20 protein-coding genes are annotated in these 18,764 nt (G+C 69.7%); 12 read left to right on the forward strand and 8 right to left on the reverse strand.

Annotated elements, in window-relative coordinates; translation table 11 throughout:
• Window positions 1–16: 16 nt before the first annotated feature.
• The 9 genes from SD37_RS13755 (at window position 17) to SD37_RS13795 (ending at window position 7,569) form a co-directional block, all read left to right on the forward strand.
• The gene (locus SD37_RS13755; RefSeq protein WP_044854378.1) at window positions 17–793 is read left to right on the forward strand and encodes a GntR family transcriptional regulator; all 777 of its coding nucleotides are present in this window, start codon (window positions 17–19) and stop codon (window positions 791–793) included.
• A gap of 185 nt (window positions 794–978) precedes the next feature.
• Window positions 979–2,091: a TIGR03364 family FAD-dependent oxidoreductase gene (locus tag SD37_RS13760; protein ID WP_044854379.1), complete on the forward strand. Its 1,113-nt coding sequence runs from the start codon at window positions 979–981 to the stop codon at window positions 2,089–2,091.
• Entirely contained in the window at window positions 2,085–2,759 is a 675-nt protein-coding gene (locus SD37_RS13765) for a phosphonatase-like hydrolase (RefSeq protein WP_044854380.1), read from the forward strand. The genes SD37_RS13760 and SD37_RS13765 overlap by 7 nt, the downstream gene beginning before the upstream one ends.
• A 16-nt stretch (window positions 2,760–2,775) precedes the next feature.
• Entirely contained in the window at window positions 2,776–3,795 is a 1,020-nt protein-coding gene (locus SD37_RS13770) for a 2-aminoethylphosphonate ABC transporter substrate-binding protein (protein WP_044854381.1), read from the forward strand.
• Window positions 3,792–4,853 carry an ABC transporter ATP-binding protein gene (locus SD37_RS13775; RefSeq protein WP_065912827.1) on the forward strand — a complete coding sequence of 354 codons (1,062 nt, stop codon included), beginning with the start codon at window positions 3,792–3,794 and terminating at the stop codon, window positions 4,851–4,853. Before SD37_RS13770 ends, SD37_RS13775 begins: the two co-directional genes overlap by 4 nt.
• Window positions 4,850–5,704: a 2-aminoethylphosphonate ABC transporter permease subunit gene (locus SD37_RS13780; RefSeq protein WP_044854383.1), complete on the forward strand. Its 855-nt coding sequence runs from the start codon at window positions 4,850–4,852 to the stop codon at window positions 5,702–5,704. The genes SD37_RS13775 and SD37_RS13780 overlap by 4 nt, the downstream gene beginning before the upstream one ends.
• Window positions 5,682–6,479, forward strand: coding sequence for an ABC transporter permease (locus SD37_RS13785; protein ID WP_044854384.1), 798 nt, complete (start codon window positions 5,682–5,684; stop codon window positions 6,477–6,479). Before SD37_RS13780 ends, SD37_RS13785 begins: the two co-directional genes overlap by 23 nt.
• A gap of 51 nt (window positions 6,480–6,530) precedes the next feature.
• Window positions 6,531–7,007 (forward strand): hypothetical protein, encoded by a 477-nt coding sequence (locus tag SD37_RS13790; protein ID WP_044854385.1) that lies wholly within the window; start codon window positions 6,531–6,533, stop codon window positions 7,005–7,007.
• Between the two features lie 43 nt (window positions 7,008–7,050).
• Window positions 7,051–7,569 (forward strand): hypothetical protein, encoded by a 519-nt coding sequence (locus tag SD37_RS13795; RefSeq protein ID WP_044854386.1) that lies wholly within the window; start codon window positions 7,051–7,053, stop codon window positions 7,567–7,569.
• 64 nt (window positions 7,570–7,633) lie between these two features.
• On the opposite strand, the gene SD37_RS13800 is transcribed toward SD37_RS13795, so the two are convergent.
• The 4 genes from SD37_RS13800 to SD37_RS13815 all read right to left on the reverse strand — a co-directional run bounded on the left by SD37_RS13800 (window position 7,634) and on the right by SD37_RS13815 (window position 12,799).
• Window positions 7,634–9,292: a fumarate hydratase gene (locus SD37_RS13800; protein ID WP_065912828.1), complete on the reverse strand. Its 1,659-nt coding sequence runs from the start codon at window positions 9,290–9,292 to the stop codon at window positions 7,634–7,636.
• A gap of 308 nt (window positions 9,293–9,600) precedes the next feature.
• The gene (locus SD37_RS13805; RefSeq protein ID WP_037303915.1) at window positions 9,601–10,632 is read right to left on the reverse strand and encodes a sigma-70 family RNA polymerase sigma factor; all 1,032 of its coding nucleotides are present in this window, start codon (window positions 10,630–10,632) and stop codon (window positions 9,601–9,603) included.
• Window positions 10,633–10,877: 245 nt separating this feature from the next.
• Window positions 10,878–11,303 carry a D-aminoacyl-tRNA deacylase gene (gene dtd / locus SD37_RS13810; protein ID WP_065912829.1) on the reverse strand — a complete coding sequence of 142 codons (426 nt, stop codon included), beginning with the start codon at window positions 11,301–11,303 and terminating at the stop codon, window positions 10,878–10,880.
• Window positions 11,303–12,799, reverse strand: coding sequence for a DUF7782 domain-containing protein (locus tag SD37_RS13815; RefSeq protein WP_044854388.1), 1,497 nt, complete (start codon window positions 12,797–12,799; stop codon window positions 11,303–11,305). The genes dtd and SD37_RS13815 overlap by 1 nt, the downstream gene beginning before the upstream one ends.
• 27 nt (window positions 12,800–12,826) lie before the next feature.
• Between SD37_RS13815 and SD37_RS13820 the strand changes: the two genes are divergently transcribed.
• Together SD37_RS13820 and SD37_RS13825 are read left to right on the forward strand one after the other, a co-directional pair.
• Complete coding sequence (locus SD37_RS13820; protein WP_044854389.1) at window positions 12,827–14,092, forward strand: amidohydrolase; 1,266 nt, start codon at window positions 12,827–12,829, stop codon at window positions 14,090–14,092.
• Between the two features lie 17 nt (window positions 14,093–14,109).
• Complete coding sequence (locus tag SD37_RS13825; RefSeq protein WP_044854390.1) at window positions 14,110–14,463, forward strand: DUF3099 domain-containing protein; 354 nt, start codon at window positions 14,110–14,112, stop codon at window positions 14,461–14,463.
• Between the two features lie 673 nt (window positions 14,464–15,136).
• Here SD37_RS13825 and SD37_RS13835 read toward each other — a convergent pair.
• From SD37_RS13835 to SD37_RS13850, 4 genes are read right to left on the reverse strand one after another with little or no spacing between them, the layout of a single operon-like run.
• Window positions 15,137–16,009, reverse strand: a complete 873-nt coding sequence (locus SD37_RS13835) for a carbohydrate kinase family protein (protein ID WP_044854392.1) — start codon at window positions 16,007–16,009, stop codon at window positions 15,137–15,139.
• Window positions 16,006–16,923: a pseudouridine-5'-phosphate glycosidase gene (locus tag SD37_RS13840; protein WP_044854393.1), complete on the reverse strand. Its 918-nt coding sequence runs from the start codon at window positions 16,921–16,923 to the stop codon at window positions 16,006–16,008. The genes SD37_RS13835 and SD37_RS13840 overlap by 4 nt, the downstream gene beginning before the upstream one ends.
• Before the next feature lie 9 nt (window positions 16,924–16,932).
• Window positions 16,933–17,577 (reverse strand): HD domain-containing protein, encoded by a 645-nt coding sequence (locus SD37_RS13845; protein WP_065912830.1) that lies wholly within the window; start codon window positions 17,575–17,577, stop codon window positions 16,933–16,935.
• A complete protein-coding gene (locus SD37_RS13850; protein ID WP_044854395.1) occupies window positions 17,577–18,383 on the reverse strand; it encodes a sporulation protein in 807 nt (268 codons plus the stop codon). The genes SD37_RS13845 and SD37_RS13850 overlap by 1 nt, the downstream gene beginning before the upstream one ends.
• A gap of 58 nt (window positions 18,384–18,441) precedes the next feature.
• Here SD37_RS13850 and SD37_RS13855 point away from each other — a divergent pair, with 58 nt between their 5' ends.
• On the forward strand, window positions 18,442–18,684 hold the full coding sequence (locus tag SD37_RS13855) for a DUF3039 domain-containing protein (RefSeq protein WP_007033595.1): 243 nt from the start codon (window positions 18,442–18,444) through the stop codon (window positions 18,682–18,684).
• The last annotated feature ends 80 nt before the right edge of the window (window positions 18,685–18,764 follow it).

Consider the following 18,764-nt stretch of genomic DNA (forward strand, 5'->3'; position numbering starts at 1 on the left):
GCCTAGGATCTGGACAGTGCGTACACGTTCACCGAGAGTCCATCCGTCCGCAGACGGCCCGGTTCGGGACGGTATTCCCGAACACGGCCGCGTTCCCCGCTATTACGCGGTCAAAGTCGAACTGCTCGATGTGATCTCGGAATTGGGTGAAGGTGCCGTACTTCCCACCGAGAGGGAACTTTCCGAACGTTTCGAGGTGTCTCGCGCGACGGTCCGCCAGGCCGTCGGTGAACTCGTGCTCGAAGGCCGTCTCAGCAGGCGGCAGGGGAGCGGTACCTATGTCGCGGGCCCCAAACTCGTCCAGCCGCTCGCCTTGGTGAGTTACACCGAAGGACTCAGGAGGCAGGGCATCGAGCCCGGCCGGAATTTGATCTCCTTGGAACGCCGGGAGGCCGGCCCGTCGCTGGGTTCGGAACTGGAAATCGATCCCGACGACGACGTCATCCACATCGAGCGGGTGCTCCTGGCCGACGATGAGCGGGTCGGCCTGGAATCGACCTATCTCACCGCCGCGCTATTTCCGACACTGATGGATGTGTTCGATCCCACACAGTCGCTCTACGCGTGTTTGCGGGAAAGGCTCGGTGTGGTCTTCGACGGCGCCGAGGAGCGAGTCGAGACCGTGCTCGCCACGCCTCGCGAGGCGCTGTTGATCGGGACGAATCCGGCACTGCCGATGTTGTTGATGCACCGGACCTCGTGGGGGCCCGACGGGATCCCCTTCGAACGCGTCCGGTCGCTCTTCCGCGGTGACCGGCTGTCCTTCGAGACCCGCCTCGGCCGCGTGGAGTAGCTCGACGTCCACGCGTTCAGTCCTCTCGATGCGGTATTTGCGCATTCAACGACCGCATTCAGAGGACGAAACGCGAAGTAATGTAACGCGAAGATAACAGGTCTGGTCCACATTTCGGGGGTACTTCACCTGGGGTTAGGGCCAGGGTCACGAGGCGTTGGTGCGGGCCAGCGAGCGTCTGCGGGGTGCGAATCCTCATCATCGGCGGCGGAGTGCTCGGCACTCAGCACGCCTGGCAGGCCGTCGAACGCGGCCACGACGTCGTCCAGATCGAACGCGAGCCCGAAGCCCGGGGCGCGTCCGTGCGCAACTTCGGGCTGGTCTGGATCGGCGGCCGCGCCACCGGCCCGGAACTGGAGACCGCCGCCAGGGCGCGGGTGCTGTGGGAGCGCATCGGCGAACGCGTCCCCGGGATCGGCTTCCGGCCGAACGGCTCGCTCACCGTCGTCCGCACGGACGCCGAACTCGCCGTCGCCCGCGCCGCCGCCGCGAGCACGGAGGAGCGCGGCTTCAAACTGCTCGACGCGGCCGAGACCCGCGCACTGAATCCGGCGCTGCGCGGCGACTTCCTCGGCGCGCTCTGGTGTGACCGCGACGCCGCCGTCGAACCGCGCGTCGCCCAGCCCGCCCTGCGTGCCGAACTGGCGAAATCCGGCCGCTACACCTGGCTGCCCGGCCGCGAGATCCGCGACCTGACCTCCCGTGGCGTCGTCGACGACACCGGCGAAACCCACGAAGGCGACGTCGTCGTCCTGTGCACCGGCGCCTGGACCGGTGGGCTGGTCAAGGAACTCGCCGGGCCGACCCCGGTCCGCCGGGTCCGGCTGCAGATGGCGCAGACCGAGCCGCTCGGGGAAGCCCTCACCACCACCGTCGCCGACGCCGACAGCTTCCGCTACTACCCGGCCTATCGCGGCGAGGCGCTCGACGGCCTCAACGCACGCCAGCCGCAGGGCGAGATCGCCGCGGCCAACGCCATGCAGTTGCTCATGGTCCAGCGCCTCGACGGCTCGCTGACCATCGGCGACACCCACGAGTACGACGAACCGTTCTCCTTCGACACCACCGAAGACCCGTACGACCACCTGGCCGAAGTCGCCGGGGCACTGCTCGGGCGGCCGCTCCCGCGGATCGTCCGCCGCTGGGCCGGGGTCTACGCCCAGACCACCGACACCTCCCGGATCGTCCACCGCGCCCGCGTCGCGGACAACGCGTGGCTCGTCACCGGACCGGGCGGCCGGGGTATGACCTGTTCCCCCGCCATCGCCGAAGACACCGCGGAGGAGCTGTCATGGTGAAGACCGAACTCGTCGTCCTGGACATGGCGGGTACCACCGTCGCCGACGACGGCCTGGTGATCCGGGCCTTCACCGAGGCGATCGCCACCGCCGGTGTGTCCGAAGAGGACAGCCGCTTCCCCGGCATGCTCGACTACGTGGTCGAAACCATGGGCCAGTCCAAGATCGTCGTCTTCCGCGCCCTGCTCGACGGAGACGAGGAACGCGCCCGGCTGGCGAACACCGCCTTCCAGGACGCCTACGGCGAACTCGTCGCCGACGGCCACTGCGAGCCGGTCCCCGGCGCCGAGGCGACGATCCAGGAGCTGCGCGCCCGCGGCGTGAAGGTCGCGCTCACCACCGGTTTCGCCGCCGCCACGCAGAACGCGATCCTGGACGCACTGGGCTGGCACGGCCTCGCCGACGCCGTGCTGGCGCCGGGGGAGGGCGTCCGGGGCCGCCCGTTCCCCGACCTCGTCCTCGCCGCCGCCCTGCGGCTCGAGATCACCGACGTCCGCCGGATCGCCGTCGCCGGTGACACCCCGTCGGACGTCCAGACCGGCTTGCGCTCCGGCGCCTCGCTCGTCGCCGGAGTGCTCACGGGATCGGCGAAGCGGCCGGAACTGGAAGCCGCCGGGGCCACCCACGTCCTCGAATCCGTCCGCGATCTCCCTGCCCTGCTGTCCTAAAAGGAGCTTTGACGACATGAAGAAACTCGCGGCCGCCGCCCTCGCCGGGCTGCTCACGATCACCCTGGCCGCCTGTGGTGGCACCGCCGGTGGCGCGTCCGGCGATCAGACCGTAACGCTGTACACAGTGGACGGTCTCGAAGACTGGTACGCCCAGCGCGTCGAGGAGTTCAAGGCCAAGACCGGCATCACCGTGCAGGCGGTGACCGCCGGATCCGGCGAGGTCGCCTCGCGGGTGGAGAAGGAGAAGGCCAACACCCAGGCCGACATCCTCGTCACCCTCCCGCCGTTCATCCAGCGCGCCGCCTCACAGGGGCTGCTCGCGGCCACGGCACCGGCCGGGATCGACCAGGTCCCCGCCGGGCAGAAGGACGGCCAGGGCCGGTACTTCGCGATCATGAACAACTACCTCAGCTTCATCCGCAATCCCCAGGTCTCACCCAAGACCTGGGACGATCTGCTCGCCCCCGCGCTCAAGGGCAAGATCCAGTACTCGACGCCCGGCGAGGCGGGCGACGGCACCGCGGTGCTGCTGCAACTCCAGCACGTCCTCGGCGAACAGGGCGCGCTCGACTACCTCGCGAAGCTCGAAGCCAACAACGCGGGCCCGTCGTCCTCCACCGGCAAGCTGCAGCCGAAGGTGGCCAAGGCCGAGATCCTGGTGGCCAACGGCGACGTCCAGATGAACCTCGCGTCGATCGAGAAGAGCGGCGGTTTCGACGTCTTCTTCCCGGCCGACTCCCAGGGCAAGCGGTCCACCTTCGCCCTCCCGTACTACGCGGGCCTGGTGAACAACGCGCCGCACGCCGAGAACGCCAAGAAGTTCCTGGAGTTCCTGCTCTCGCCCGAGGTCCAGGGCAAGGCCGTCGACGCCTTCGGCGCCCCGGCGCGGACCGACGTCACGCCGTCCGGGCCGCGGGCGGACAAGGTGAAGGCCGCACTCGACGGCGTCGAGATCTGGCAGCCCGACTGGGACGCCGTGCTCGCGAAGCTCGACGCCGACCTCGCCGCGTACAAGAAGGCCGTGGGCCGGTGACCCCGGCGGTCGAGTTCCGCGGCGTGTCCGTCCGGTTCGGACAGACGACGGCGCTCTCCCCGCTGGACCTCACCGTGGCGAAGGGGGAGACGCTGGCGATGCTCGGGCCGTCCGGTTCCGGCAAGTCGACGGCCTTGAAGGCACTCGCGGGCTTCGTGGTGCCGAGCACCGGCCGCGTCCTGCTGGACGGTGAGGACGTCACCGGGTTGCCGCCGCACCGGCGCGGCCTCGGCGTGGTCGTCCAGAGCTACGCGCTGTTCCCGCACATGCGGGTCGAGGCCAACGTCGCTTTCGGGCTCAAGGCGAGGAAGACCCCGCGCGTCGAGACGGCGAGCCGGGTGGCCGAGGCGCTGGACCTGGTCGGGATGGGGAAGTACGCCCGGCGATACCCGCGGGAGCTTTCCGGCGGGCAGCAGCAGCGGGTCGCGCTCGCCAGGGCCTTGGCCATCCGGCCGCGGGTGCTGCTGCTCGACGAGCCACTGTCCGCTTTGGACGCCGCCCTGCGCGAGGACATGGTCGCGGAACTGCTGCGGCTGCGTGCCGAACTGCCCGACACCACGCTGATCTACGTCACCCACGACCAGGGTGAGGCGCTGGCGCTGGCCGACCGGATCGCGGTCATGCGCGATTCGAAACTGGTCGAACTCGGGCCGAGCCGCGAGCTGTACCAGCGTCCGTCGACGGAGTTCACGGCGAGCTTCCTCGGCGCGTCCAACCTCATCCCGGTGGAACTCATTCACAACGACGGTACCCGGGTGCGGCTCGCCGGCCGCGAACTGGCGGCGGACCCCGCCGGCACGATCCGGGCGGGGCGGCCGGTCGCGCTCGGCGTCCGGCCCCACCGGGTCGGGATCACCGCGGTGGACGACCCCGGCGCGGTACCCGCGATCCTGCGCGGTGTCCAGTGGCGCGGCACGGGTTTCCGGCTCGACCTCGAACTCGCGCACGACGGTGGCGAGGTCCGGGCCGAGGTGCCGGATGTCGAAGGGCTGCCCGGTGTGGGGGAGAAGGTCGGAGTGTCCATTCCGGACGGTTGCCCGCTGGTGAGCGTCGGATGACCGGCCTCGCCCTCGCCGTCACGGCGGCACCGGCGCGGCGACGGGAGGACCGGCCCGGCCGCGGCTGGCTCCTGCTGCCACCGGTACTCGTCCTGCTCGGCTTCTTCGGCTACCCGCTGGTGCTGGTCGTCCTGCAGTCCTTGGAATCGAAGACCGGCGAGTTCGGGCTTTCGGTGTGGCTGGACGTACTGGGCTCGGCGGAATTCCGGGACGCCGCCTGGAAGACCGTCGCGCTCGCCCTCGGCGCCACCGCCGGCTGTGTGGTGCTCGGGACGTTCCTCGCGCTGGTGATCGCGTTCGTGCCGTTCCCCGGCGCGCGGACGCTCTCGCGGCTGGTGGACACCGTGCTCGCGTTCCCCTCGTTCCTCATCGCGCTCGCGTTCACCTTCCTCTACGGCAGCGCGGGGATCCTGGGCGCGGGCGGGTTCCTGTACTCGCCGTCCGGGATCCTGCTGGCGGAGATCACCTTCTACACGCCGTTCGTGATGCGGCCGGCGCTCGCCGCCTTCGGCCAGGTCTCGGCGGCGCAGATGGAGGTCGCGGCCAGCCTCGGCGCCAAACCCGGGCGGGTGCTGCGTCAGGTGATCCTCCCCGAAGCGTGGGTGTCGCTGGCGTCCGGCGCCTGCCTGACCATGCTGCTGGCGATGAACGAGTTCGGCATCGTGCTGTTCCTCGGTGCCAAGGACGTCACGACGCTGCCGATGCTGGTCTACGGTAAGGGGATCGTCACCTTCGACTTCCCGCAGGCGTGTGTCATCGCGGTGGTCAACGTCGTGTTCTCCCTTGCCCTGTACGGAACCTACCGGCGACTGACGAAGGGAGGCGGCCGTGCTGCTGTGGACGAGACGTAGCCGGATCCTGCTGTGGGCGGTGTTCGCGGTGCTGTTCACCGTGATCGTGCTGGCGCCGCTGCTGATGATCGTGCTGGCGTCGGTCGCCGGGACCTGGACGGGCCTGCTGCCGGGTGCGCTCACCGGCTCGCATTTCGCGCAGGCGCTGTCCGGTGAGACGTTCGCGAGCCTCTCGGTGAGTATCCAGACCGGCGTCATCGCGTCGGCGGTCTCGGTGCTGCTGGGGACGTGGGCGGCGCTCGCGGCGCCGTCCGCGCCGCGACGGCTCCGGAAGGCCGTCGACACCCTGTTCCATTTGCCGATCGCGGTGCCGTCGGTGGTACTGGGACTGGCGTTGCTGGTGGCGTTCAGCCGTCCGCCGCTGGCCTTCAACGGGACACGCTGGATCGTGCTGCTCGGGCACCTGATGATCCTGCTCCCGTTCTCCTACAGCACGGTCTCCGCCGCGATCGCGCGGATGGACCCGCTGCTGGCGCAGGCGGCGGCGAGTCTCGGCGCTTCACCGGCCCGTGTGCTGCTGAGGGTGCGGCTGCCCGTCCTGCTGCCGTCGATCTCGGCGTCGGCGAGTCTCGCGCTGGCGATGTCGATGGGCGAACTGGGCGCTACGACGATGCTGTACCCGCCGGACTGGCGCACCCTGCCCGCGAGCATCTTCGCGCTCACCGACCGGGGACAGGTGTTCCTGGCGTCGGCGAGCACGGTGCTGCTGCTGGCCGTCACGCTCGCCGGGGTGGTGCTCCTCGGGCTGGTCCGCGGACGTGCCGCCCAGCGTTGAATGACAGAGCGGTGATGCAACCCCGGACGGTGTTCGCTCCGTCTTGACGCCATGAAGAACGCAGCGAAGACGCTAGGCGCGGGGCTCGTGCTCGCCGCGACGGCGGCCTGCGGCGCGGGCGGCCCGGGAGCACCGGCGAACACGGAGGTCCCGCCAGTCGTCACCACCCCCTCGGATCTGCCCACCTCGCTCCCGGCCAGCCCGCCGGTCGCGAAACCACCGATGTCGCGGCCGACCGTCGGCCCGCCGCCCTCGGACAAGATGCTGCCGCCGTCGCAGGTCGACGCCAAGGTGCCCGCCCAGGTCAGCGCCGAGAACGGCGGCCTGAACGTGTACCTCGAACTGAGCGGTTGCGACGAGGCGAAGGCGAGCCTCGCCGAGGAGAACGCGCGGCGGGTCGTGGTCAAGGTGAAGATCGACCACGGCAAGCCGGGGCAGATGTGCCCGCAGGTCATCCGCTACGCCGTCCTGCCGGTGAAACTCGCCGAACCGCTCGGTCCGCGGACCGTCGTCCTGGAAGCGGGTTGAGACCATGTGCAACCCCACGACGGCCTCGTTCCGTCCCAGTCACATGAGGTACTTAACGAATGTCATCGGCCTGGGCCTGATCGTCGTTGCGGTATCCGCCTGCGGGGCGCAGAACCAGGCGGTGGAACCCGCGGCCGGACCCGCGAGCGGCAACCTGAGTACCGTCCCGCCGTCGCCGACCGCGCCGCCGTCCTCGTCACCGGCGCCCGTGCCGGGGAGCCAGCCCGGTGTCCCGGGTGCGCCGCGCCAGGAGGTCCCGGAAGGCAGCACCAAGGTGCCGGACAAGCAGCTCGACGCGTCGGCGCTCCCCGCGGACTATCCGCGTGAGGTGTACACCAGCAACGGCGGGACGATCCTGAACATCCGCGGCCAGGAAGGCGGCTGCGGGCACGCGACGGCCGAGGCCGCGCAGCAGGACGGGACCCGGGTCACCGTCAACCTGACCGAACTGAAGGGCCAGACCGGGCAGATGTGCACCATGGACATCCGGTACCCGGTGATCTCGGTGGCGCTGGCGGCGCCGCTGGGTGAGCGGACCGTGGTGCTGAAGCAGATGCGGTAACGCGCTCGCGCGCGCCATGAAAGGTCCTTTCCTTGCAAAATTTGCAAGGAAAGGACCTTTCATATCACCGGAAGCTGATCTGCAGCACCGGTTCCGAGGTGGCCTCGAAGAAGTCGTTGCCCTTGTCGTCGATGACGATGAACGCGGGGAAGTCCTCGACCTCGATCTTCCAGACCGCCTCCATCCCCAGCTCGGCGTACTCGAGGACGTCGACCTTCTTGATGCAGTCCTGCGCGAGCCGCGCGGCCGGGCCGCCGATCGAGCCGAGGTAGAACCCGCCGTGCTCGTTGCACGCGGCGGTCACCTTCTTGGACCGGTTGCCCTTCGCCAGCATCACCAGCGAACCGCCCGCGGCCTGGAACTGCTCGACGTAGGAGTCCATGCGGCCCGCGGTGGTCGGCCCGAACGAACCCGACGCGTAGCCCTCGGGCGTCTTCGCGGGGCCCGCGTAGTAGACGGGGTGGTCGCGAAGGTACTGAGGCATCTCTTCGCCCGCGTCGAGCCGCTCGGCGATCTTCGCGTGCGCGATGTCGCGGGCGACGACGAGCGGACCGGTCAATGACAGGCGCGTCTTCACCGGCAGCTGCGAGAGCTGGGCGCGGATCTCGGCCATCGGGCGGTTGAGGTCGACGGTCACCACCTCGTCGGACAGGTCGTCCTCGGTGACGTCGGGCAGGAACCGCGCCGGGTCGCGTTCGAGCTGCTCCAGGAAGACACCCTCGGCGGTGATCTTCGCCTTGGCCTGACGGTCGGCCGAACACGAGACGGCGACACCGACCGGGCAGGACGCGCCGTGGCGCGGCAGCCGGATCACGCGGACGTCGTGGCAGAAGTACTTGCCGCCGAACTGCGCGCCGATGCCGAACTGGCGCGTCATCTCCAGTACCTGCTGTTCGAGGTCGACGTCGCGGAAACCGTGGCCCAGCTCCGAACCCTCGGTGGGGAGGTCGTCGAGGTAGCGGGCGGAGGCCAGCTTCGCGACCTTCAGGTTGAACTCCGCCGACGTGCCGCCGACGACGATCGCGAGGTGGTACGGCGGGCAGGCGGCGGGGCCGAGGCTGCGCAGTTTCTCGTCGAGGAACTTCGCGAGCCGCTTCGGGTTCAGGACCGCTTTCGTTTCCTGATAGAGGAACGTCTTGTTCGCGCTGCCGCCGCCCTTGGCCATGAACAGGAATTCATAGCTCGGGTCGCCTTGGCCGTCTTTGTGATAGAGCTCGATCTGCGCGGGCAAGTTGGTACCCGTATTACGCTCATCCCAGAAATTCACCGGCGCCATCTGCGAATAGCGCAGATTCAACTCCTGATAGGCGTCGAAAATGCCCCGCGACAGCGCGCGTTCGTCGTCCGCGCCGGTGAGCACGCCTTCGCCGCGCTTGCCGATCACGATGGCGGTGCCGGTGTCCTGGCACATCGGGAGGACGCCGCCGGCGGAGATCGCCGCGTTGCGCAGCAGGTCCATCGCGACGAACCGGTCGTTGCCGCTCGCCTCCGGGTCGTCGACGATCGCACGCAGCTGCGCCAGGTGCGACGAGCGCAGCAGGTGCTGGATGTCGGTGATCGCGGTCTTGGCGAGCTTGGTCAGCGCCTCGGGCTCGACCTTGAGGAACTTCCGGCCCGCGGCCTCGACGACCTCGACACCTTCGGTGCTGAGCAGCCGGTACTCGGTGTGGGTGTCCTTCGCGAGCGGAAGGACTTCGGTGTGCTGGAACGTGGTGGGCGCCACTGCGCGGGCTCCTTTGCCGGCATCGGGAACCCGCCCACGGTACTAGGCGGGCCCCGAGTGACCGGCGTCACGTCCAGGTGAAGGCGACGGGAATGCAATTCGCACTCCGCAATTTGTCGACGCGCTCCACAAAATGGTTCGGGAGGCCGGGCCCACCCCGACGGACCCGACCTCCCGGGGAAAGCGATCCGGGCGCGAACACCCGACCGCGAAGACTTATTACCTGCTCGACGGTCTCGTGACGCAGGTCATAAGTCAACGCTGCCGAACGGGTGTCGCTTTTCCCGCGCCGAAAGGCGCAATGAGGATTACGAAGCGTAGGCGCGCAAGCGGTCCGCCCGCTCACCCTGACGAAGCTTCGACATGACCTCTCGCTCGATCTGGCGAACGCGCTCACGGGACAGCCCGAAGTGCTTGCCGATCTGGTCGAGGGTGCGCGGCTGGCCGTCGTCGAGGCCGTAGCGCAGGCGGATCACCTGCGACTCCCGGTCGTCCAGCGTCGCGAGCACGCGGCGCAGGTCGTCCTGGAGCAGGCCGGAGATCACGGCGCTCTCGGCGTCGGTCGCCTCGGAGTCCTCGATGAAGTCACCGAGCGGGGCGTCCTCTTCGGTGCCGACCGGCATGTCGAGGCTCACCGGGTCACGCGAGTGGTCGAGCAGATCGGAGATCTTGTGCGCCGGAATGCCCGATTCCGCGGCCAGTTCCTCGTGCGTGGCGTCACGCCCGAGCTGCTGGTGCAGGTCGCGCTTGATGCGGGCCAGCTTGTTGACCTGCTCCACCAGGTGGACCGGCAGCCGGATGGTGCGTCCCTGGTCGGCCATCCCCCTGGTGATGGCCTGGCGGATCCACCAGGTGGCGTAGGTCGAGAACTTGAACCCCTTGGAGTAGTCGAACTTCTCCACCGCGCGGATCAGACCCAGGTTCCCCTCCTGGATCAGGTCGAGCAGCGGCATCCCCCGGCCGGTGTAGCGCTTCGCGAGCGAGACCACGAGACGGAGGTTGGCCTCCAGCAGGTGGTTCTTCGCGACGTGGCCGTCACGCACGAGGGCCCTCATCTCGGAGCGCCGCTTCGGCGTGAGGTTCTCGGCGGTGTCCAGCACGTGCTGGGCGAAAACCCCGGCTTCGATGCGCTTGGCCAGCTCGACCTCGTCGGCGGCGGACAGCAGCGCCGTCTTGCCGATTCCGTTGAGGTACACGCGAACGAGGTCCGCGGCCGGGCTCTGGGCGTCGAGGTCGGCGTCGGTGAGTGCCCCCGCGCTCACCGGCTCCTGGGTGGATTGCGCCGGGATACGGCGCTCGCGAATCCCGCGCGCTTCGCGTTCGAGAGTCTGGACTGACATTCTGCCTCCCCGGTCACGGGCTGAACGTGCTGCGATGTGTCCGCCGGATCCGCCTCGGCGTAGCAAGCCCTGTGGAAACCCGCTACTCCTCGTCGGCCCAGCTTGGCTGGACACTTGGCTCAACGCCGGGAGGTCCGAAAACGTTCCCGGCCGCTATAGAGGAGACGGGCGGCTGACCTGGGGCGTTGCTCGACCAACCCTGAGCTTTTCCTGAGAATGCCCGCGCGGGGGAGCGGGAACGTGGTCTAGACCTCTAGGAGAAGCGTGAAGGGACCGTCGTTCACGCTGCGGACCGCCATCATGGCCCCGAACCGGCCCGTTTCGACCCGTGCGCCGCGTTCGCGCAGGGCGTCGACGACGGCCGTCACGAGCGGCTCGGCGGTCTCGGGGCGGGCGGCCGCCGTCCACGACGGACGGCGGCCTTTGCGGGTATCGCCATAAAGGGTGAACTGGCTTACGACAAGCAGGGGAGCGCCGGTGGTGGCACAGGATTCCTCGTCGCGAAGTATGCGAGCTTCGTGAAGTTTGCGTGCCATCGTCGCCGCCTTCGTCACGTCGTCGTCGACGTGGATTCCCAGCAGCACCAGCAAACCCGGCTCCTCGATGGCGCCGGTCACCTCGTCGCCGACGGTCACGCTCGCTTCCGTGACCCGCGCCACCACCGCCCGCATCAGACCGCGGGGAGGAGCATGCCGTGCCGGACCAGTTCGCGGACGACGGGCAGCGCGGCGGCGGCCAGTTCCTCCGGTTCGAGGCCCTGTGCGGCCGCCAGGAGCACGATCAGGTCCTCCAGCGGAAGGGCGCCCTGGCAGCCGGCGAGGAGCCGGGTCGCCAGTTCGTCGACCTCATGCGACCACCCGGGGCCGTCGGTGCGGTGCAAGCGCTGGACGGTGGTGGACCAGCCCTCCTCGCCCGGCTCGGCGACGCTCTCCAGAAGAACGCTCTCCGGGACGCGGAACCGGACATCGAGGAGCGAATCCCCGTTGGCGCGCAGCCATTCCACCCGGTCCAGCCAGTTCGCCGCCTCGGCGCCCAGCGGATCGTCGTAGGCCTGGCGGAGGTCTTCGCACACGATCGTCGGCGTGCTGCCCGCCGCACGGCGGAGGGTGACGAAGCCGAAACCGATGCCCTGGACGTCGTTTTCGGCGAACCAGTCGAGCCAGGCGCCGGATTTCGCACGGCCTTCGGGGGAGCGGGGGTCGATACCCGCGTCGCGCAGCCACGTGCCGACGTACAGGCCCGGATCCGCGATGTCCCGCTGGACGAACCACGCGTCGGTCTCGGCGGGCAGCCAGCGGGTCACCCGATCGCCCCAGTCCTCACCCTCGACGTGCAGCCAGGACGCGAGGAGCTGCCCGGTGCCACCGTCGTTGAGGAACCCGGGCAGCTGCCGCACGACGAGCGCGCTGGCGTCGTCACCGGCGAGGCCGGAGTCACGGTAGGTGTAGTCGACCCTCGGCGGGCCGACCACGAACGGGGGATTGCAGACGATCTGGTCGAACCGGCGCCGCGCGACCGGCGCGAACCATTCGCCCCGTACGAGTTCGACGTCCAGTTCGTTGAGCCGGAAGGTGGCCGCGGCGAGCGCCAGCGCACGAGCCGAGAGATCGGTGGCGGTGACCTTCTTCGCGTGGCGGGTGGCGTGCAGGGCCTGGACGCCGTTGCCGGTGCCGAGGTCGAGCAGGCTGCCGACCTCGCGGCGGCTGGTGGCGCGGATCAGGCTGAGCGAGGCGTGCCCGACGCCGAGCACGTGGTCCTCGGGCACGGTCTGGCCCAGGATGTCGGCGTCGAGATCCGAAACGACCCACCAGGAGCCTTCGTCGTCGCCGTGCGGACGGACGTCGAGCCCGGCCCGGTAGCCGTCGGCCGCGGGGACGAGGAGAGTGGCCGTGACCGCGTCATCGAGGGACAGTGGGGCGAAAGCGGCCTCGACGTCCTTCTCCGGCTCTGTCGAACCCAGGAGGAACAACCGGATCAGCGTCCCGAGGTCCCCGGCGTCGCGCGTGGCGCGGTAGGCGAGTTCGGGCTCGCCGCGGCCGAGGGCGGCGTGCGCGGAGCCGAGGACGTCGACCACGCCGTCGGCGTCGTATCCCGCCCGGCGGAAGGCGTCCCGCAGCCTCGCGCAGACGTCGTCGGACAGGTCGGGGAGGGCCGCTCGTGTGCTCACGTTCGGTAATACTGCCAGGATGAGGTCGTGAGCCTCGAAAGTGTCCTGGCACCGCTGAAGGCGGCGCTGCCCGGATGGGAAGACCTGTACACCGACCTCCACCGGCATCCGGAGCTGTCGTTCGCCGAAACCCGCACCGCCGCCGAGCTGGCCAAGCGGCTCGAAGCCGACGGGTACGAGGTGCACACCGGCATCGGGCGCACCGGCGTCCTGGGTGTGCTGCGCAACGGGCCGGGCCCGAAGGTGATGCTGCGCGCCGACATCGACGCGCTGCCGGTCGAGGAGAAGACCGGTCTGCCCTACGCCAGCACCGCCCGCGGGACGGACGCGGACGGCCGCGACGTGCCCGTGATGCATGCCTGCGGCCACGACATGCACGCCACCTGGCTCTCGGGTGCCGCCTCGCTGCTGGCGGCTGGACGTGAGCACTGGTCCGGCACGCTGATGGTCGTCTTCCAGCCGGGCGAGGAAGCCGGGGACGGCGCCATCGGCATGGTCCGCGACGGGGTCTTCGGGCCCGCGGGCAAGCCCGACGTCGTCCTCGGCCAGCACGTCGTCCCCGGCCCGGCGGGCTGGGTGCTGACCAGGCCCGGCGTGCTCATGGCGGCCACCGACGCGCTGCGCATCACCCTGCACGGCCGGGGCGGGCACGGCTCGCGCCCCGAGACGACCGTGGACCCCGCGGTGCTCGCCGCGTCCGTGGTGCTCAAACTGCAGACGATCGTTTCGCGGGAGATCGCGGCGACCGACTCGGCGGTGGTGACCGTCGGGTCCTTGCACGTCGGCACCGCGCACAACATCATCGCCGACCACGCCGTCCTCGAGGTCAACGTGCGGTCGTTCGACCAGGCCGTGCGGGAGAAGGTGGTCGCGGCGGTCGAGCGGATCGTGCACGGCGAGGCGACCACCGCGGGCGCGCCGAAGCCGCCGGACATCGAACGGATCGGGTCGTTCCCGGTCACCGAGAACGACGAGGCGGCCACCGAGAAGCTCACCGCGGCCTTCCTCGACCACTTCGGCGAGGGCCGGGTCATGCCCGCGCCGCTGGTCACCGGCAGCGAGGACTTCAGCGAGTTCGGCCGCGCCGCCGGGGTACCTTCGGTGTTCTGGCTGGTCGGCGGGCTGGACGAGCAGCAGGTCATCTCCGCGATGGCCGCCGGCCGGTTCGAACAGGACATCCCGTCGAACCACTCGCCGCTGTTCGCGCCCGTCCCGCATCCGACGCTTTCGACCGGCGTCGAAGCACTCGTGGTCGCGGCCTGGCACCGGCTCACCCACCCGGGTGTCGGATGAGCCCGGCGAGTGGGAGCATGGAAGCCGGAGGTGGTGCTGTGAACGCGCCCGCCCACGGTCCCGAACCGAGGGAACCCGCTCCGGTGCTGATCACCGAAGCCGCCCCGTCCTACGAAGACCAGCTCGCCAAGCGGAAGCGGAAGTACATCATCATGATGTCGTTCCGCTTCCCGTGCCTCATCCTCGCCGGGATCTTCTACCAGACCTGGTGGCTCGCGCTGGCGCTGATCGCGATCTCGATCCCGCTGCCGTGGATCGCCGTCCTGGTGGCCAACGACCGGCCGCCGCGCAAGAGCGAGCCGGTGAACCGGTACCAGCCCGAGCCGACCCGCATCGAGAGCGGCGGGCACCAGGTCATCGACGGCGGCTGACCCGTTTCGCGCGTGCCATGAAAGGTCCTTTCCTTGCAAATTTTGCAAGGAAAGGACCTTTCATGGCGTGTGACGGGGGCGGCTACGGCTGCGGGCTGGCCTTCGCCGTGAGACGAGGGCGAGGTCGTTCCGCCTGTTCGCGAGCTGCGGCCACCCGTGCCGTGCTGAAGGGGGCTTTCCTCTCATCGCACGCGGTGAAAGCGTCCTTCAGCTCCTGCCGCAACCCCAGACCGCGGTCCGTGAAGGCCTCCTTCCCTACTTTGAAGGTCAGGGGCCCGGCAAAGTCGGCATCGTGCAGGTCGGGCACCTCTTCGTCATGGCGCAGGTCGTCGATGAAGGAATTGGGACGTTGAGTGTCCCAATTCCTTCATGGACGCGGGGCACACTCGGTTGCCGGGACCCTGACTCTGAAGGTAGGGAAGGAGGCCTTCATTTGTGTACCTACGGCTGACGTCCGGGCGGCGCGAGGTGTCTCGAAGGGGCCCCTTGAGACGTTCAGCGTCTCCGCGAGAGGGTCGCGAGCGCCCCACTTGAGACGCTGAACGTCCCAGGCGAGGCGCGGGAGACATCCGCGCTCCTCATCATTCACGACCCACGCACCATGCGGCCCCTGGAACCCTCGAACGAAGACACAGGTGCCGAAGTGCGCCGGTCGAAACAGCGACGCCGCGCGTCAGGGTTGCGGGCCGACCTTCGCGACCGCCCGCGCACCCAGCCGCGTACCGGCCCGAAGTACCTCCACCGTCGACTCGCCGCGCAACCACGCCGCCAGTACACCGGCGTCGAAGGCGTCCCCGGCACCGGTGGAGTCGACGCACTCGGCGGGCCGCGACGGGACCGAGGTGACGGTGCCGCCCGCGTCGACCCAGCTGGCGCCGTCGAGACCGGCGGTGACCACGACCTCGCCGACGTAGTCCAGCAGTTCCTTCGCCGCCACCGGATCGCTCGACCCGGTCAGCGCGACCAGTTCACTGGTGTTCGGCATCAGCAGGTCGACGCCGCGCACGTCGTCGAGGAAGGCCGCCGGATCGGTGATCAGCGTCGCCGCCTGCGGGTCGACCGACGTCGTCAGCCCGGCCTTCTTCGCCGCGGCCAATGCGGCGAGCGCCGCGGGCCGTGACGACGGCTGCAGCAGGACGTAGCCCGAAAGGTGCAGGTGACTCGCGCCGGTCAGCGCATCCGGGGTGATGTCGGCGGGGCTGAACTTCGAGTTCGCGCCGCGGTCGGCGAGCATGCTCCGCTCGCCGTCGCCGTCGACGAGCACCACGACGCAGAAGGTCGGTTCGTCGGGGTCGACCGCGAAGGCGCAGCGGACCCCGGCCGCCTCCAGTTCGCTCTTCACCATGCGGCCACCGGAATCGTCGCCGATCCGCGCGATCAGCGTGGTCTCCGCGTCCTCGGCGCGCAGCCAGAGCGCGGTGTTCGCGCCCGCGCCGCCGCTGGTGAAGTGCACCTTCGCGCGGATGTCGCCGCCGTGCGGGATCGGGCCCTCGTGCCGCGCGACGACGTCGAGGCCGACGTCGCCGACGACCACGATGCCGCTCATGCCGCGGTCCCGGCGAGCGCGACGGCGACCTCGGTGGCCAGTTCCGCGTTGGACAGCACCAGTGCCTCGTTCGCGTCGAGGCTCACGCCGCCGCTGGCGGTGTGGAAATGCTCCAGCAGGACCGGCGTCACGTCGCTGCCGTGGACTCCCCGCGTGCGCAGGAGTTCGAGCCCTTCGGCGAGCAGCCGGTCGTGCAGTTCTTTGTCCATTTCGGACGCTTCGGGAATCGGATTCGCCAGCAGTACCCCGGAATTCGCGTGCACCCGGTGCGCGGCGATGATCGCGGCCGCCTGCGCGGCGTCGTCGACCCGCCACGGCACCTCGAAACCGGACGAGCGGAGGTAGAACGCCGGGAAGTCGCCGGTGCGGTAACCCAGCACGGGGACCGAATTGGTCTCCAGTACCTCCAGGGTCGCGGCGATGTCGAGCACCGACTTCACCCCGGAGCACACGACCGTGGTCGGCACCTTCGCGAGGACACCCAGATCCGCCGAGACGTCCCAGCTCTGCGCGGCACCCATGTGCACACCGCCCAGCCCGCCGGTGGCGAACATGCCGATCCCGGCCGCGGCGGCCAGCGCCGCGGTGCTGGCGACGGTCGTCGCTCCGGAGCGGCCGAGGCCGACGGCCGGGCCGATGTCGCGCAGGGAGAGCTTGTCCAGGTCCGCGCCGGGCGCGCAGACCCGCTCCAGTTGCTCGCCGGTGAGACCGACGAGAGGAACGCCGTCGAGGACGGCGATCGTCGCGGGCACGGCGCCGCCGTCCCGCACGACCTGCTCCAGCCGCCGGGCGACGTCGAGGTTGCGGCCGGGCGGGAGACCGTGGGAGAGGATGGTGCTCTCCAGCGCGACGACGGGGTCACCGTCGGCGAGGGCGGAGGCGACCTCTTCGTGAAGGGACAGTTGCGGAGTCACGAACGAACATCATCGGTGATGTGGGTCCGCGTCACTCCAGTGGGTCAGTTCGGTGGCGAGATTCTCCCTGGCCTTGCTCTCCCAGCGTGCCCGCGCGATGTCACTGCGGTACAACCGCGGCCGGGCCAGCAGCTTCTCCAGCACCGCCACGCGTCCCGCTCGCCAGTCCTCGTCGGAGTAGATCGAATACTCGGCCCGGACGCCGCTCGCGTACTCCTGGTAGACCTCGGGCGTGGCGCCGAGGACGGCGAGATCGGCGTCGAGCAGCGCCGTCGCGAGGAGGTCGTCGGCCGGGGCGGCGTGGTCGATCGTGGCGAGGCCCAGCCGCTCGGCGCGGGCGATGCCGTCTTCGGGGACGCCGGCGTTGGCGAGCTCGGCGCGGGTCCAGGCCGCGCTGGCCCGTTCGTCGTCGCCGGGACGGGCGTCGTAGACGACGTCGTGCGTCCAGGCGGCGATGGCGACGACCGCCCGTTCGCGGGAGCCCAGGCCGAACGCGACGGCCAGGTCGCCGCTGTCCCGCGCGACGGCCGTGGCGTGCCGGAGATCGTGGTAGCGGCGGTGCGGTTCGGCGTACCGGGTTTCGAGGTCGTTCCACGCGACGGCGGCGACCTGGTGATCGCCGCCGAGCCGGGTGATCGCGGTGGGCCAGTCCATCAGTCGAAGATCCCGCGCGACTTGGCCACCTCGTGCAGCCAGCCTTCCAGCTGCGGCTCCCACTTGACCCGCTCCAGCGCGGCGTGGTCGACCTTGAACAGGCCCAGGAACTCCTGCCCGCGCCCGCCGAACCCGCCGCTCTTGGACACCCGGACCCGCTTGGTCACTTCGAGGATGACCTGCGTCTCCGCCGCCGAGGACAGGAACGTCGCCGCCACGGAGGTGAAGACGCTCGCGAACCGCGGCGACGGGGTGAAGCGGATCTCCTGGAAGAACGGGAGCTGCTGGACCGCGCCGTTGATCCGGCCCCGCTCCAGTACGGCCTCGCGGAAGACGAAGCCCGTCCGGCTGAAGGCGTCCAGGATCCGCTTCTGCGCGGGCAACGGCTCGATCGCGGCACCGTCGACGTCCATCGGGTCGGTGACGGAGTTCGCGATGTCGAGGCTGGTCTGCAGGCCGACGGCCATACCGGGCAGCGGCTTGCCGAAGACGCTGGAGATCGGCGTCTCCCAGGGGAGGGCGACCTCGAACGGGATACGGACCTGCTGGCCCGCCGCGACGCGTTCGCGGCCCACCAGCTGCTGGGTGCCGAATTCGAGATCCTCGACACCGGGAGCGCGTTCGTCCGGCGTCTGGACCCGGGCGAGCAGCTTGACCGAGAGACCGTTGATCTCTTGATCGACTTCGCCGCCGAGCAGCAGGACCTCACCGCGCAGGGGGCGGCCGGGGGAGACCGTGCGGTCGAGCAGCCGGGCGTCGATCTTCGCTCCGCCCGAACCGAATGTCGCGAGCACCTTCTGGAACATGGGCGAGATCCTGCCAGGTCGCCGGTGTGCGCAGGAGGATTTGGGGCATTATGGAGGGGTGAGCACACAGACCCTTCCGAAGCCGGATACCCGTCCTGAGGGCACCGACGGCACCGACGACGATTCGCCGAAGATGTTCCACTACGTGCGCAAGAACAAGATCGCCGAGAGCGCGGTCATGGGCACGCACGTGGTGGCTCTGTGCGGTGAGGTCTTCCCGGTGACGAAGTCGGCGAAGCCCGGTTCGCCGGTTTGCCCGGACTGCAAGAAGATCTACGACGGTCTCAAGCCCGGCGACTGAGTGATGACCGTCCGGTGTCTGATTCCGGACAAAATCTGAAAATCCTTCACATGGCGGCTGCCCGTCCCGGTTTTCGCTGG

The organism is Amycolatopsis orientalis, from assembly GCF_000943515.2.
GTDB lineage: Bacteria > Actinomycetota > Actinomycetes > Mycobacteriales > Pseudonocardiaceae > Amycolatopsis > Amycolatopsis orientalis.

Excerpts from the sequence above, each read along its gene's own strand:
- SD37_RS13765 (WP_044854380.1), top strand. The coding sequence starts at position 2,085 with ATGGTGAAGACCGAACTCGTCGTCCTGGACATGGCGGGTACCACCGTC.
- SD37_RS13770 (WP_044854381.1), top strand. The coding sequence starts at position 2,776 with ATGAAGAAACTCGCGGCCGCCGCCCTCGCCGGGCTGCTCACGATCACC.
- SD37_RS13780 (WP_044854383.1), top strand. The coding sequence starts at position 4,850 with ATGACCGGCCTCGCCCTCGCCGTCACGGCGGCACCGGCGCGGCGACGG.
- SD37_RS13790 (WP_044854385.1), top strand. The coding sequence starts at position 6,531 with ATGAAGAACGCAGCGAAGACGCTAGGCGCGGGGCTCGTGCTCGCCGCG.
- SD37_RS13795 (WP_044854386.1), top strand. The coding sequence starts at position 7,051 with ATGAGGTACTTAACGAATGTCATCGGCCTGGGCCTGATCGTCGTTGCG.
- SD37_RS13805 (WP_037303915.1), bottom strand. The coding sequence starts at position 10,632 with ATGTCAGTCCAGACTCTCGAACGCGAAGCGCGCGGGATTCGCGAGCGC.
- dtd (WP_065912829.1), bottom strand. The coding sequence starts at position 11,303 with ATGCGGGCGGTGGTGGCGCGGGTCACGGAAGCGAGCGTGACCGTCGGC.
- SD37_RS13825 (WP_044854390.1), top strand. The coding sequence starts at position 14,110 with ATGGAAGCCGGAGGTGGTGCTGTGAACGCGCCCGCCCACGGTCCCGAA.
- SD37_RS13835 (WP_044854392.1), bottom strand. The coding sequence starts at position 16,009 with ATGAGCGGCATCGTGGTCGTCGGCGACGTCGGCCTCGACGTCGTCGCG.
- SD37_RS13845 (WP_065912830.1), bottom strand. The coding sequence starts at position 17,577 with ATGGACTGGCCCACCGCGATCACCCGGCTCGGCGGCGATCACCAGGTC.
- SD37_RS13850 (WP_044854395.1), bottom strand. The coding sequence starts at position 18,383 with ATGTTCCAGAAGGTGCTCGCGACATTCGGTTCGGGCGGAGCGAAGATC.